The sequence below is a fragment of the Salinimonas iocasae genome, from assembly GCF_006228385.1.
Lineage (GTDB): Bacteria > Pseudomonadota > Gammaproteobacteria > Enterobacterales > Alteromonadaceae > Alteromonas > Alteromonas iocasae.
This window is the reverse complement of sequence record NZ_CP039852.1, coordinates 477773-491528: the sequence shown is the minus strand read 5'-3', so window position 1 is coordinate 491528 and position 13756 is coordinate 477773. Positions and strand designations below refer to the sequence as shown.

The 13756-nt window shown below is 48.3% G+C and carries 15 protein-coding genes; 7 read left to right on the top strand and 8 right to left on the bottom strand.

Annotation, left to right across the window (positions count from 1 at the left end):
• Positions 1-8: 8 nt before the first annotated feature.
• Positions 9-653 carry a DUF2959 domain-containing protein gene (locus FBQ74_RS02110; RefSeq protein WP_139755103.1) on the bottom strand — a complete coding sequence of 215 codons (645 nt, stop codon included), beginning with the start codon at positions 651-653 and terminating at the stop codon, positions 9-11.
• A complete protein-coding gene (locus tag FBQ74_RS19080; protein WP_139755102.1) occupies positions 653-895 on the bottom strand; it encodes a DUF6677 family protein in 243 nt (80 codons plus the stop codon). The genes FBQ74_RS02110 and FBQ74_RS19080 overlap by 1 nt, the downstream gene beginning before the upstream one ends.
• 146 nt (positions 896-1041) lie before the next feature.
• On the opposite strand from FBQ74_RS19080, the gene pip reads away from it, so the two are divergent.
• From pip to purT, 4 genes are all read left to right on the top strand, one after another.
• On the top strand, positions 1042-2016 hold the full coding sequence (gene pip / locus FBQ74_RS02100; protein ID WP_139755101.1) for a prolyl aminopeptidase: 975 nt from the start codon (positions 1042-1044) through the stop codon (positions 2014-2016).
• Positions 2013-2450, top strand: coding sequence for a D-aminoacyl-tRNA deacylase (dtd, locus tag FBQ74_RS02095; RefSeq protein ID WP_139755100.1), 438 nt, complete (start codon positions 2013-2015; stop codon positions 2448-2450). The genes pip and dtd overlap by 4 nt, the downstream gene beginning before the upstream one ends.
• Before the next feature lie 124 nt (positions 2451-2574).
• Complete coding sequence (locus FBQ74_RS02090) at positions 2575-3489, top strand: bifunctional GNAT family N-acetyltransferase/hotdog fold thioesterase (RefSeq protein ID WP_139755099.1); 915 nt, start codon at positions 2575-2577, stop codon at positions 3487-3489.
• Positions 3486-4670 (top strand): formate-dependent phosphoribosylglycinamide formyltransferase, encoded by a 1185-nt coding sequence (gene purT, locus FBQ74_RS02085; RefSeq protein ID WP_139755098.1) that lies wholly within the window; start codon positions 3486-3488, stop codon positions 4668-4670. Before FBQ74_RS02090 ends, purT begins: the two co-directional genes overlap by 4 nt.
• Before the next feature lie 58 nt (positions 4671-4728).
• Here the strand turns inward: purT and rpoH are convergent, their stop codons facing one another.
• A complete protein-coding gene (gene rpoH, locus FBQ74_RS02080) occupies positions 4729-5583 on the bottom strand; it encodes an RNA polymerase sigma factor RpoH (protein WP_139755097.1) in 855 nt (284 codons plus the stop codon).
• Between the two features lie 373 nt (positions 5584-5956).
• On the opposite strand from rpoH, the gene FBQ74_RS02075 reads away from it, so the two are divergent.
• Together FBQ74_RS02075 and FBQ74_RS02070 are read left to right on the top strand one after the other, a co-directional pair.
• Entirely contained in the window at positions 5957-7174 is a 1218-nt protein-coding gene (locus FBQ74_RS02075; RefSeq protein WP_139755096.1) for an EAL and HDOD domain-containing protein, read from the top strand.
• 112 nt (positions 7175-7286) lie between these two features.
• Entirely contained in the window at positions 7287-8525 is a 1239-nt protein-coding gene (locus FBQ74_RS02070; RefSeq protein ID WP_139755095.1) for an EAL and HDOD domain-containing protein, read from the top strand.
• Positions 8526-8547: 22 nt separating this feature from the next.
• On the opposite strand, the gene ftsX is transcribed toward FBQ74_RS02070, so the two are convergent.
• Genes ftsX through ftsY form a run of 3 tightly spaced genes read right to left on the bottom strand, consistent with a single transcriptional unit; the run spans position 8548 to position 11849 of the window.
• The gene (gene ftsX / locus FBQ74_RS02065) at positions 8548-9528 is read right to left on the bottom strand and encodes a permease-like cell division protein FtsX (protein WP_139755094.1); all 981 of its coding nucleotides are present in this window, start codon (positions 9526-9528) and stop codon (positions 8548-8550) included.
• Complete coding sequence (gene ftsE, locus FBQ74_RS02060) at positions 9525-10214, bottom strand: cell division ATP-binding protein FtsE (RefSeq protein ID WP_139755093.1); 690 nt, start codon at positions 10212-10214, stop codon at positions 9525-9527. The genes ftsX and ftsE overlap by 4 nt, the downstream gene beginning before the upstream one ends.
• 33 nt (positions 10215-10247) lie before the next feature.
• Positions 10248-11849, bottom strand: a complete 1602-nt coding sequence (gene ftsY, locus FBQ74_RS02055) for a signal recognition particle-docking protein FtsY (RefSeq protein WP_139755092.1) — start codon at positions 11847-11849, stop codon at positions 10248-10250.
• An 87-nt stretch (positions 11850-11936) separates the two neighbouring features.
• Here ftsY and rsmD point away from each other — a divergent pair, with 87 nt between their 5' ends.
• On the top strand, positions 11937-12530 hold the full coding sequence (gene rsmD / locus FBQ74_RS02050) for a 16S rRNA (guanine(966)-N(2))-methyltransferase RsmD (RefSeq protein ID WP_408641349.1): 594 nt from the start codon (positions 11937-11939) through the stop codon (positions 12528-12530).
• Here the strand turns inward: rsmD and FBQ74_RS02045 are convergent.
• Entirely contained in the window at positions 12527-13105 is a 579-nt protein-coding gene (locus FBQ74_RS02045; protein WP_139755090.1) for a YjaG family protein, read from the bottom strand. The genes rsmD and FBQ74_RS02045 overlap by 4 nt on opposite strands.
• Complete coding sequence (locus FBQ74_RS02040) at positions 13106-13708, bottom strand: YhgN family NAAT transporter (RefSeq protein ID WP_139755089.1); 603 nt, start codon at positions 13706-13708, stop codon at positions 13106-13108.
• Positions 13709-13756 lie beyond the last annotated feature (48 nt).

The following is a 13756-nucleotide window of genomic DNA, read 5'->3' as shown; positions in this document are numbered from 1 at the left end:
GTACATGCTTAGCGCATAGAGGCAATAAAGGCATCTGATTCAGAGATGGCTTTGTTCATTTCTGCGATAAGTGTATCCACATCACCACGGATAGTAGTCAACTCTCCCTGTAATGCGCCAATCGCATTAGCATTGAGGTTGTGTTTCAGATACAGCACGTTGTCCTGCAAACGCTGCAGTACCGGATCCATCTTACCTTCAGCGTTGCGCATGGCTCGTAGCATATCTTCGTAACGCTGGCGGGTCTGGCGTAGCTTACTTTCGCTTTCACGACGCAGAGTGGTATTTTCGTACTCGTCCAGCTCTTCTTCCCACTCATCAAACAGTGCTTCTGCTACGCTCTGCACTTTATTGATACGGTTGCTGACATCTTCAGCCGCTGATTTGCTGTCTTCATACTCATCGTTTAACGAGTTGTAGACATCTTCTAAATCGCCACCGTCGAAATTCACCAACGCACTGAACTCTTCCAGCGCTGAGCTGAATTGTTCCTGCGCATCCTCCTGCGACTCTTTGGCATCTTCAACGCGGTCTACCATTATATCCCGTTTTTCGACACCGACCTGCTCCCAGGCTGAATAATACGCAGACTGACACCCTGCCAGACTAACCGTAAGTGCCAGTGAGCTGGCAACGAGTAAATTCTTAAGCATTATAACCTCGCATTTGGTCCCTTATAGACAGCCGCGTCAATGATAGCCCATAGATGGAAGATTGCGCCGACCGGCCAAAGGAAGATAAAAATTACCGTGGCAGCCAGTGCGTAGCATGCGCCGGTTACCAGAAAAAACATGAGTGCTTTTAATACTCGGCCTTGCAATAAATGGCCTAGTCCCGGTATAAAAAAATTGCACAATGCCGCAATTACATTCCCGCCCGAACCTTGTCCTGACATAACGCCCCTCATGAAATAGTTTGCATACAAAAATTAAAGATGCGTATAGTAGAGAAATCGCATGATGTTAGCTTTTCACTACCTAATACGTATGGTTAACTGAAAACTAAACCAAATTTGACAGTAGAACAATACGCTGTAACAAAATGAAACGACTTTATCCCGACATCGGAAGTTACGCCAGTGGTTACGTAAAGACTGCCGATGACTGTGAGCTTTACTACGAACAGAGTGGGAATCCGGATGGCATTCCTGTGCTTTATCTGCACGGTGGTCCGGGGGCGGGGTTATCCCCAAATTACCGACGCTTTTTCGATGCGAACCGCTATCACATTATCGCCTTTGAACAGCGCGGATGCGGTCGCTCACGCCCGTTTGGAAGCCTCGAAGGCAATACCACGCAAAATACCCTTCGCGATATAGAGACGTTACGTCAGAAACTTAACATTGAACGCTGGGTACTGTTTGGAGGCTCATGGGGTGCCACCCTGGCACTGCTTGCGGCCATAAAGAATCCGCAAAGTACACTCGGGGTCATTGTTCGCGGCGTATTTCTGGGGCGCGAAGAAGATCGCAAATGGTATCTGGAGCCCTGCGGCGGTGGTGCACAGCTTTATCCCGAACACTATGAGGTCTTTGTTGAAGGCATTGATGAACCGCTTACAGTAGAGACCATCTGCCAAAACTACCAACAACAATTCGATGATAAAAACGAAGCGGTGCGGCTTGCTGCATTAAAGCGCTGGTATGTTTGGGAAGAGCGTTTATCAAGGCTTTATCTTCCTCCCGGTACTGGCGACATTACTACACATTATCCCCTGTCGCTGGTAACCTGTCTGGCCAAACTGGAGTGCCATTACTTACTTAACCGGTGCTTCATTGAAGAAAACTACATCCTCAATAATATTCATAAAATTGCTCACATCCCCGGTGCTATCGTGCATGGCCGATATGATGTTATCTGCAAAACGGAAGCTGCCTGGCAGTTACATAAAGCCTGGTCGCAAAGTGATTTGCATATCGTATCCGGCGCTGGCCACAGTACCAGCGAAGGTGGTATTGCTCTTAAACTATGCAGCGCTACCCGGGATATGTCCCGAGCATTACAGGGAGCCTTATGATTGCACTGATACAAAGGGTAAGTCAGGCCAGCGTAACCGTTGATTCGAAAACGGTTGGCGATATTGACCATGGCATGCTGGTTTTACTCGGCGTTGAAAAAACCGATGACCATACTCAAATTCAAAAGCTGGTCAGAAAGCTTTCCAATTTCCGTCTGTTCAGTGATGAAGAAGGAAAGATGAACCTCAACATTCAGCAGGTTCAGGGAAAAATACTGCTGGTTTCACAATTTACCCTGGTGGCCGACACCCAAAAAGGCAACCGGCCGGGTTTTTCTCGTGGCGCCTCACCGGAACATGGTGAAGCGATTTACAATGATGCGGTTACTGCTTTGACTGACGCAGGCCTGGACGTTGAGACAGGGCAATTCGGCGCTGACATGCAGGTGGCTTTAGTCAATGACGGGCCGGTAACATTTCAGTTTACTTTCTGAGCCCCCGCTCGCTTAATTCATGGTTCATGTCAGGCGCTACGAAGCCCATTCTTCATAAAAGCTTGTTACCAGGTCAACCATAAGGTTAAATGGCTGACGCACTTCAACAAATGTCGGGGTATATGTGTTCAGAGTTGTGACACCAGAAACCGAAGAGCAGCTTGAAAGGTACTTTACTTTTCGCTGGACGTATCTTCGTCAGCCGTGGAATTTTCCTCCCGGCTCCGAAAAAGACGAGTATGAGCAGGTTGCTGAGCACCGGATGCTGGTGAACGGTCAGGGCGAAATCGTCGCCTGTGGACGCGTGCATTTAAATACAGCAGAGGAAGCGCAAATCCGGCATATTGCGGTTCACTCGGATTATCATCGCCGCGGTTTGGGCCAGATGATGCTTGGCGCACTGGAAAATGTTGCCAGAGAAATGGGCGCCGTGCGCGCAGTTACAAACAGCCGTGAAACCTCTATCGACTTTTTCTCCTCCTGCGGATTTGTTATCGAACGGGAAGCGCCCAACGAGCTGGGTATGCTGAAACGCCAGCAAATGGTGAAAAAGCTATCAGATCCCAGTTCATTAATTCTTCATCCGAAATGGTGTAAAGAGCTACAGAAAACGTGGGCAGAGACCATACCTATTACTGAACATATGGGGATAAAACTTCATATGTACAGCGGCAATACCCTTGAGACCCGCGCCTCGCTCAATAAGAACATTAACGTGCATGGCACAATGTTCGCGGGCAGCATTTTCTCATTGGCGACGCTCACAGGCTGGGGAATGTTGTATCTGCAACTGAAAGAAAGACAGCTTGAAGGCGATATAGTATTGGGTGACGGTGATATTCATTACCACAAGCCCGTGACAATGAAGCCCAGAGGTATATGTAATGTTGAGTCATTAGCCGGCAAATATACTAACCTGGAAAAGAATAAGAAGGCGCGCTTTACCCTTCATATAGATATTCTTGATGGCGACAACCCTGTCGCTGAATTTAAAGGTATTTACTGGGTAATACCGCCACCCGTCCGGGAGAATAAATGACAGATATAGGAACGCCTTTCACCGCATCGGCCACCAAAGTCATGTTGCTGGGCAGCGGTGAGTTAGGCAAAGAAGTCGCTATTGAGTGTATCCGGCTGGGATGCCAGGTAATCGCCTGTGACAGTTATGCAGATGCGCCGGCAATGCAGGTTGCGCAGCAATGTGAAATATTCTCAATGCTGGATGCTCAGGCACTCAGGCAAGCCGTTGAACAGCACCAGCCTGACTTTATTGTTCCTGAGGTTGAAGCCATAGCTACTGCGACGCTGCTTGAATTGGAAGAAGATGGTTTTAATGTGGTGCCCAGCGCAAAAGCCGCTCACCTCACTATGAACCGTGAGGGTATCCGCAGACTGGCTGCTGAGACTCTCGGAATGCCTACCTCTCCTTATGAGTTTGCCGAAGACTGGGAAAACTTCAGACATGCTGTTAAAAGTGTCGGCTATCCGTGCTTTGTAAAGCCCATAATGAGTTCATCTGGCAAAGGCCAGTCATATATCACACAGGAAAGCCAGCTTGAGGCTGCCTGGCAGTACGCCCAGGAAGGCGGCCGAGCCGGTAACGGCAAAGTGATTGTTGAGGGCGCAATAGACTTTGATTATGAAATCACCTTGCTTACCGTCCGATCCCAGGGCGAATCACAATTTTGTATGCCGATAGGCCATGTCCAAAAGGATGGTGATTATCAGGTTTCCTGGCAGCCACAAAAGATGTCCGCTGAAGCACTTGAAAAGGCGCATTTGATAGCCGCTACTATTACAGAAGCTCTCGGCGGCAATGGCCTGTTTGGTGTTGAACTGTTTATAAAAGGTAACGATGTCATATTCAGCGAAGTGTCACCCAGGCCCCATGATACTGGCCTGGTGACATTAATCTCGCAAAATTTGTCAGAGTTTGCACTACACGCCAGAGCATTTTTAGGGCTGCCCATACCCATGATTACATGCGACGGGCCAGCAGCATCGGCCGCGCTGGTAGTTGAAGGCAACAGTCAAAATATTAGCTACACCAATCTGGCAACTGCACTGACCCAACCCCATAGCGACCTGAGACTATTTGGTAAGCCGGCTGTTGCAGGTAAACGCAGGATGGGCGTGGCATTAGCAAAAGCAATGAGCATCGATGACGCGAAGGCCAGAGCACTTCATATCGTGAATTCACTTACTGTTATGCTGAATTAATTCAAGGCACAAAAAAAGCGCCGAAAGGCGCTTTTTTTATATTCATAACTCAAACTTATCAGGCTACCATCGCCGCCTGTAGTTTTTTCATCGCATTTTTTTCAATCTGACGAACTCGCTCCGCAGAGACCTGATATTTGTCAGCTAAATCCTGCAACGTAATCTTGTTATCAGCCAGCCAGCGGGTTTCAATAATATCCTGGCTTCGGCCATCCAACGTTTTGATTGCGCTATATAAACGCTTGCTTGCGTTCATATCCCAATCCTGGTTGATAACGTCGGTTTCAACGTCGGTACTTTTGTCTTCTAAAAACTGAACCGGTGCGAAACTGCCATTTTCGTCATCATCCGCACTCAAATCGAATGCCTGATCCTGACTACTCATACGCGCTTCCATCTGAAGCACTTCTTTGGTACTCACACCCAGCTCGCTGGCAACAGTTTGTACTTCAGCGTTGGTGAACCAACCCAGACGTTTTTTAGCTTTACGCAAATTAAAGAACAATTTACGTTGCGCCTTCGTCGTAGCGACTTTAACGATACGCCAGTTCTTCAATACGAATTCGTGTATCTCAGCCTTGATCCAGTGAACGGCAAATGAGACCAGGCGCACGCCTACTGATGGGTCAAAGCGTTTAACAGCTTTCATCAGGCCGATATTACCTTCCTGAATCAAATCAGCCTGAGGCAACCCGTAGCCGGAATAAGATTTAGCAATATGCACAACGAAACGCAGGTGCGACATAACCAGCTTGCGGGCAGATTCAAGGTCACCCTCTTCACGAAGTTTCAACGCCAGAGAACGTTCCTCATCCGCTGTCAGCATATTGATTGAACTGACCGCCTGAATGTAGCCTTCGATGCTACCGTTTTGAGGAACCGAAAGGGCCATCGATTGCATTGTCTTGCTCATTAATCACCTCAGTTATTTAAGCACTCTATTGTACCAAAATAAGCGTTGAATTGCGAATCCCGCACCTGTTTTAAACGCAATGTATATGTATAGTGTCTAAACGACAATATTCAAGACAGAAAAAAGAAAGAAAAGTTCCTTCACTGCATGGGGTACCCAACGCTATTTTGACGTGGGACAGTTTTCAAAATCTGACCAAAAATATCAGTGACTGAAGATTTTGATACAAAACTCTGTCAAAAAGGTATACACCCGCTTCGGGTTCTACCTTATGATATAAAAATAAACAGCAAAGACTGTACCATTACAACGTGACTGTTCTGTTACTGTCGCCATAAATAAAAAGCATGCTGACTCAACAAGGAGCTTTAAGATGTTTGCTTATGTAGCACGTCAGCCAATTTTCAACACGCATCATGAGCTGTACGCCTACGAGCTGCTATTCCGTGATGGTAAGTCAAACGGTTTCCCCGATGTATCTCCGGATGAAGCCACATCCAGGGTCATCTCTTCTACCCATTTAAGCCTTGGACTTGAAGCAGTTATCGGCAAACACCTTGCGTTTATCAACTTTCATCAGGACACGTTGATAAACCACTTTCCCCGTTCGCTCGACCCTGCTCACACCGTTATAGAAATCCTTGAAACGGTAGACATCAATATAGAGCTGATTGACGCATGTCGCCAATTAAAAAAACTGGGATATCAAATCGCGCTGGACGATTACGATCTTGACGAAAAATGGGCACCATTTCTTTCTTTTGTCAGCATTATAAAGTTTGATATTCGTGAAACGTCCTATGAAAAAATTGCAGCAATGGTGCCTGATCTTAAGGATCGCGGAATAAAGTTACTGGCCGAAAAAGTAGAAACCCGTGCCGAATTCGAAAAATACCATATGTTAGGATTCGACTACTTTCAGGGATACTACCTGGCAAAGCCGGAGCTTGTCCGCCACAAACAATTTACTGCCGGGCAGCTGACAATGATGGAACTGATGAACGAGTCGGCTTCCCGCTCGCTCAGTATGAGAAAAATAAAAACGATTATCGAGCGGGACCCTGCCCTGACCTTTCAGCTGTTACGCTATATCAATAATCCGCTGGTAAATAAGCGTAATAAAATCTCCTCTCTGCATCACGCTCTGACTTACATGGGGGAGCAGGAACTTAGAAAGTTTATAGCGCTTTTGGCACTATCAAACATGTGTAAAGACGAGCCGAATGAGCTGCTTACCATGTCACTGGTGAGGGCTAAGTTTTGTGAACGACTATGCGCCAGTACCGGCAATGCTGATGTGAATGCCGGTTTTCTGGTTGGGTTGCTTTCGCTCTTAGATGCGCTTATTAGTCAGCCAATGGAAGAACTGGTTGAGAAGATCCCGTTAGACGAGGATGTTCAGCAGGCACTGTGCAAAAAGCCGGGCTGGCTGCGCCATTGTGTGCAACTCATTGCCTACTTCGAGCAAGCGCAGTGGGCTGGCGTTAAGCAGTTTGCTACTCGCTATAAGCTTAACCAGTCGGACTTACACCGTTATTATAGTGAGGCGCTTGACTGGGTAAACCAAATCCATACACCGGTAATAAGCTAGTGCGCTTGTACTGGATTCAGCGAAGGCTGTGAGGTACAGTAAAGCGTTGAATAAAAAATACCATGTTGATTAATGAGATGCGTGCAATGCGGTCTCATCGTTGGGGAAAAAAATGTTTGCGTTTATAGCTCGACAGCCCATTCTGGATCGGGACAAGGATGTGTTTGCCTATGAACTGCTCTTTCGCGATGGCAAAGGCGGCACCTTTCCTGAGCCGCCATCAGAAAAAGCAAAAGGATTAATTGAACAGTTCAACCCTCTGGGACTGGATGACCTCAGTGCTGAGAAAAAATCGTTTATCAGCTTTAGTGCAGAAACACTGGTCTCGCGTTTCCCGACCAACCTGAACCCCGAGCAGGTGGTGGTTGAACTGGGAGAAAACCCGTACAAAGAATCAGGGCTGCGCGAAGCGTGCGAGCATATTAAGCAACTGGGTTTTAAACTGGCGCTGGATGACCCGATGATGCTAAGTGGTAATCATGAGGCGTTGCCGCTGGTAGATATTGTTAAAGTCGATATCAGCAAGATAAGACTAGAACAGGCACACAAGCGAATTAGTCAGTTCACCGATGCAAATGTTCAGCTTATAGCCAATAACGTTAATGATTACGACGTCTTCAATGACTGTCGGGATCTTGGCTTTGACTTTTTCCAGGGATATTTCTTTGCCTCCCCAACTGCCAGAATCGCTCGTGAGATCCCAGCGTCGAAAATGAGTCTGGTCGAATTAATGGGCGAAAGTAGCAGCGAGAAATTCGATTTGAGCCGCATTAATGGCATCATCGAGCGGGATGCAGCCCTGAGCTATTTACTGCTTAAGTTTATCAACAACCCCACGGTGAATAAGCGCTACAAAATCACATCGCTGAAACATGCCCTGACTTACATGGGCGAAGTCGAGATTAAAAAGTTTATTGCGTTACTTTCATTAACACATCTTGGCAGCGACAAGCCTCTGGAGCTGATCCACATGTCGTTGGTCAGAGCGAAGTTCTTTGACCTGCTCACTCAGCACCGTAAACGTCAGACCAATCCGCCTATCGGCTTTTTGGTTGGATTGTTTTCTCTGCTGGATGCGTTGCTGGACCAGGATATGCTGGATATCGTCAAACAATTACCGCTGACCGATACTGTCAATGATGCGCTACTGGGCAAGTCCAGTGAGTTCAATCATTATTTATCGTTGGTGAGAGCATTTGAAAGTGCATTATGGATGAACGTTATAAAGCAATCGAAGGCGCTGGATACCGACCAGAAACTACTTCACAGCCTGTATAACCAGGCCATTGTCTGGGGAAATAGCGTAAGAGCAACCATATCCTCTCATTATCCTCGCCCCCTGCTTAATTAATCAGGGGCGCGGAAACGACAGTTTACTTAGGCTCTATTTCTCTTACGTGCCGCTGCACTGAAATCAGTGAACCCACTAATCCCAGCGCAACCGAGAGGCCAAGCATTGTAAACAAAGCGGTACCGGTCAGCCCGGTAATATTGAACTCTTTTTGATACAGCGAGGCGAAAGCCTGAATACTGCTGTCCATCCACCAAAGAATGATAATTACAGCCATCCAGGCGATAAGACCGCCCAATAAGCCGTACCAAAAACCTGTGTATAGAAATGGACGATGAATAAATGCGTCGGTGGCGCCCACCAGCTTCATCACCAGAATTTCATCCTTTTTATTAAGTATGTTCAGGCGGATGGTATTGCCGATGATCAGTACCACCGAAATAAACAGTAGTCCACCAATCAGCGTTACCAGTTCTCTGGCTATATCCAATAAACCGTAGAGCCGCTCCAGCCACTCTATATCCAGTTTACCCACATCCACTTCCCTTTGCTTCTTAAGCTTCTCCAGCAGTCGCTGTGCAGCAGCGGGGGTTACAAATTTTTCAGCCGGGGTAACCAGTACTACATCTGGCAACGGATTCGCTTCCAGGTAGGCCATCGCATCACCAAGGCCGGACAACTGCTGGAACTCTTTAAGCGCATCATCGGCCGGAATATAGGTAACACTTTCTATTTCAGGCCAGGTTTTCAGGCGGGTCAGCAGTTGCTGTGAACTGGCGGCATTAGTGCCTTGTTTTAGGAAGAGCGAAATTTCAGAGGCCTGTTCCCAGCCTGCACTGATTTTCTCGGTATTTTTTACCAGTATGTAGAGGGTACTGGGAAGTGTAATGCTCAGCCCCAAAACGGCAACTGTCATTATTGATGCAGCTGGCTGGCGCCAGAGCTCGCCTAATGAGGAGAGGCCCTGGCGAACGTGCGCCACACATACCATCAATATGGTCTGCACTATGCCAACCCGCGAATCACTGGCGCCCTGAGGCCGGCCCTTAAATAACAGGCTCATGAGTAAAGCTCCTCTGGCTCATCGTTCAGCCCGTCAGTGATCATGCGACCGTCTTTAAGGGTCAGCGTTCGGTAGCGCATTCTGGCTATGAGGCCCAGGTCGTGGGTTGCGATAAGCACGGATACGCCAGCCTGATTGAAATCCTCAAACAACCTGACGATTTCCATCGACAGCTTCGGATCCAGGTTACCGGTAGGCTCATCGGCTAGTAGTAACGGGGGTTTATTGACGACCGCGCGGGCTATACCTACACGTTGTTGTTCACCACCAGAGAGCATAATCGGCAGGTCTTTAGCTTTATTGCGCAAGCCAACCATATCCAGAGCCGCATGGACACGCCGGGTTGTCTCTTTATGCGTATAGCCTTCGATAATCAATGGCAACGCCACATTATCAAATACTGACTTATCCATCAGCAGCTGATGGCTTTGGAATATCATGCCGATATCGCGCCGAATATACGCTATCTGCCGGCGCTTTATGACATTCAAATCATGCCCGTTGATAAGCACTCTGCCTACCGTCGGGCGCTCCATAATACTGATTAATTTTAACAGGGTACTTTTGCCTGCCCCGGAGTGGCCGGTCAGAAATGACATTTCGCCGGGTGCGATGTGAAAGTTTACTTTGCTTAAAGCACGCTGCCCACCCGGGTAGGTTTTACTAACCTGTTCAAATTTAATCATGTATTGTCCTCACCCTACAGGCATAAATCAGGGTTACTCGCGGCCTTCAGCCTCACTGAACAGCGCGTCAATAAACTCATCGCCGTTAAACGTACGCAAATCATCAATGCCTTCCCCGACACCGATATAACGGATCGGAATTTTAAACTGGTCGGCAATAGAGAATATGACACCACCTTTGGCGGTGCCGTCAAGTTTAGTCAGTGTTAATCCTGTCAGGCCTACGGCTTCATTAAACAGTTTTGCCTGGCTAACTGCATTCTGGCCAGTCCCCGCATCTAATGTCAGCATGACCTCATGCGGCGCCTCAGGGTTAAGCTTTTTCATCACCCTGACTACTTTCTTCAGCTCTTCCATCAAATTATTTTTGTTCTGAAGGCGACCAGCAGTGTCGGCAATAAGCACATCCATTTTACGAGACTTAGCGGCCTCCAGCGCATCATAGAGTACAGAAGCACTGTCTGAGCCGGTAGGCTGCGCAATTACGGGTATTGAATTACGCTCACCCCAGACCTGAAGCTGCTCAACAGCGGCGGCCCGGAATGTATCGCCTGCAGCCAGCATGACCCGTTTGCCATCCTGCTGAAACTGTTTGGCAAGTTTACCGATAGTCGTGGTTTTCCCCACCCCATTTACACCAACCATCAAAATAACGAACGGTCCCTGACTGGGGTCATGCGCTGCCATCTTTTCACTCAGCGGTGCCTGCACTTCATGTAGCATGCCTCGCATCTGCTCTTTGAGAATATCCAGCAACGCTTCTGCATCTTTGAGTTGCGAGCGCTTAGCACTGTCGGTGAGCTTATCGATGATAGTTTGAGTGGTATTCATACCAACATCTGCGATTAGCAGTTGTGTTTCCAGCTCTTCGTACAGGTCATCATCAATCGCCTTGCCTTTAAACAGACTGACAAAGCCACTGCCCAGGTTGACCCGGGTACGCGACAGGCTCTCTTTGAGGCGCGCAAACAAAGACAGTTTCTTAGGCTTCTCTTTGGGGGCGGGCTCTTTTACTGGCTCTGGCTCTGGCTCTGGCTCTGGCTCTGGCTCTGGCTCTGGCTCTGGCTCTGGCTCTGGCTCTGGCTCTGGCTCTGGCTCTGGCTCTGGCTCTGGCTCTGGCTCTGGCTCTGGCTCTGGCTCTGCAGTGTGTGACTCAGACGCCGGCGTCTCAACCAATTCTTCACGTTCAGCGTTTTCCTTCTCATCAGAAGAAGCTGGCTGTTCGTGCTGTGAATCATCCAGCTGATCTGATTCAGCATCTGTTCCGGGCTGCTCAAAAGCTGTTTCTGGTAGCTTTTCGCTCGGCGTTTCACCGTGCGTGGCTGTACTATTCTCCGCGCTTTCTGAATCGCCGGTGAATGCTTCACTATCAGTGGCCAGAATATTCTCAGGGCTTTGCTCAAGGTCAGGTGCGGTGACGTGCTTTGCCGCATCGCCGGCCTCAGCAGCGCTTTCGCGCTCAGGGCTGCTATCCCGCTCAGGGCTGCTATCCCGCTCCGGGCTACTGTCCCGCTCAGGGCTGTCCACCTGTTCTTCAGAAGAGCGCTTAGCATCACTCGGTTGTTCAGACTGCTGTTTTTCAGTTTTTTTATCTTGTTGCTTGTTCTTACGGAACCAGCCAAAAAGTTTCGACATTGCGCGGACAAACCCTTATTAATTCGATATAAATTCGGCTACACTTGCCAGCCAGTAATAACCGGTATGATAGCATCCTCAGTACGTATGAAGCGAGTGCGTAAAAAATCTCATTCAGGCAGGCCGTCAACCGGGCAGGTTCGGGTCATTGGCGGGCAGTGGCGCGGGCGTAAATTGCCTGTTTCTGACGCCCTGGGCCTACGTCCTACAACCGACAGAAACAAAGAAACGCTGTTTAACTGGTTAATGCATCAAACAACTGATGCCCGTTGCCTGGATGTATTCGCAGGTAGCGGAGGGCTGGGGATTGAAGCCTTATCCCGCTATGCAGCATGTTGTTTGTTTTTTGAAAAAGACAAAGAAGCGGCGCGTCAGTTAGAGAGTAACCTCGCAACCCTTAATGCTAATGGAAAGGTGCTTCAGGGTGATGCGCTGGCACTATTGGGCGAGCAGTCCGGGCCATTTGATATTGTTTTTGTCGACCCGCCGTTTAAGTTTGATTTGGTTAAACCAACACTGGCACTTATTCAGCAAAATAATCTGGTCTGTGCAGGTAGTGTTATCTACCTTGAGCAGGAGCCTGACGCGCCTCTGCCTGAGCTACCCGGTCACTGGCAGGTTACAAAGCATAAGCAGTCTTCCGGGTTGCAGTATCTGCTGATTGAAGTGCTACCGACCTAAAGCTCCAGCCCGATATTCGAAATACCAGCCTCAAGCGCAAGTTCACGTAGTTTCTTTGCTGTGTCCGCGTTTTGCCGACAATCGCTGAGTATATCCAAAAGCTCTTGCTGAACGTCAATTTCAAACGTCATCAAAGGATGACGTTTGACTGTTTCATCGGTAGCCTCGCCCGTTAATAGCAGATACGCTTCAACGGATCCTTGCGATAGCTTACTCACTACCACAGCGCCCTGTTCATCCTGCCCGATAATCAGATTAACAGTGGCAGCCAGCGCGACGGCAGCATCAATCGCCGGATACACGCCGTAAAAGTCATATTGCTGGGTGTCTGGCGTAGCTTCTTCCACCTTGTCCAGTTGCAAACCGAAATTGATACGGCTTTTCGGACTGCGCAGCGATTCCCATATCAGGTCCAGACAATGACGACAGGCACCTTCGTCGTCGTAACCGGTAGTTTCACAAAATAATTGATAATTAGGCAGCATGCGTTCAAGTAAAGCGGCACTAAACGCAATGGCTTTCCAGCCTTCCAGGGTACGTACCCGTCCAAATGTATTCAGCTTTGTCTGAGCCATTTAAAGCATTCCTGATGTATGTGTAAAGTACTGACCGATTCCATCTAAGAACATCTGAATCGCGATCATTACCAAAATCATGCCCATTAATCTTTCCATTGCTGTCAAGCCGCGCTCTCCTAACACACGATGGAAGAGACCAGAAAACAAAAGAATGATTGCACTGATGGACCAGGCAGCACCGAGCGCCAGCGACCAGTCCACCATGCGGTCAGGGTTTTGATTTGAAAGTAAAATTAGCGCAGCCAGCGTAGAAGGCCCGGCTATCATGGGAATTGCCAGCGGAACCAGAAAAGGCTCTTCGCCCACGGCCAGCCCAAGCGGATTTCCCGACTGAGGAAATATCATCTTCAGCGCAATAAGAAAAAGAATAATGCCACCAGCGATACTGACCGTTTCCTGCTGAACATTTAAAAAGTCGAGCACAGCCTGGCCGCTGAATAAAAAGACAAACAGAATGAATAATGCCAGTAACAGCTCGCGCACGAGGATGAACCGTCTGCGCTTGGGCTCAATGGTTTTTAGCACAGACATGAACACCGGCAAATTGCCCAGAGGATCCATGATTAGGAACAGCATGACCGCGGCAGACCAGGTATCCATGTAATGTACTCTCCTCTACAAAAGCCAGAATGTAACCATTGTCAGGTT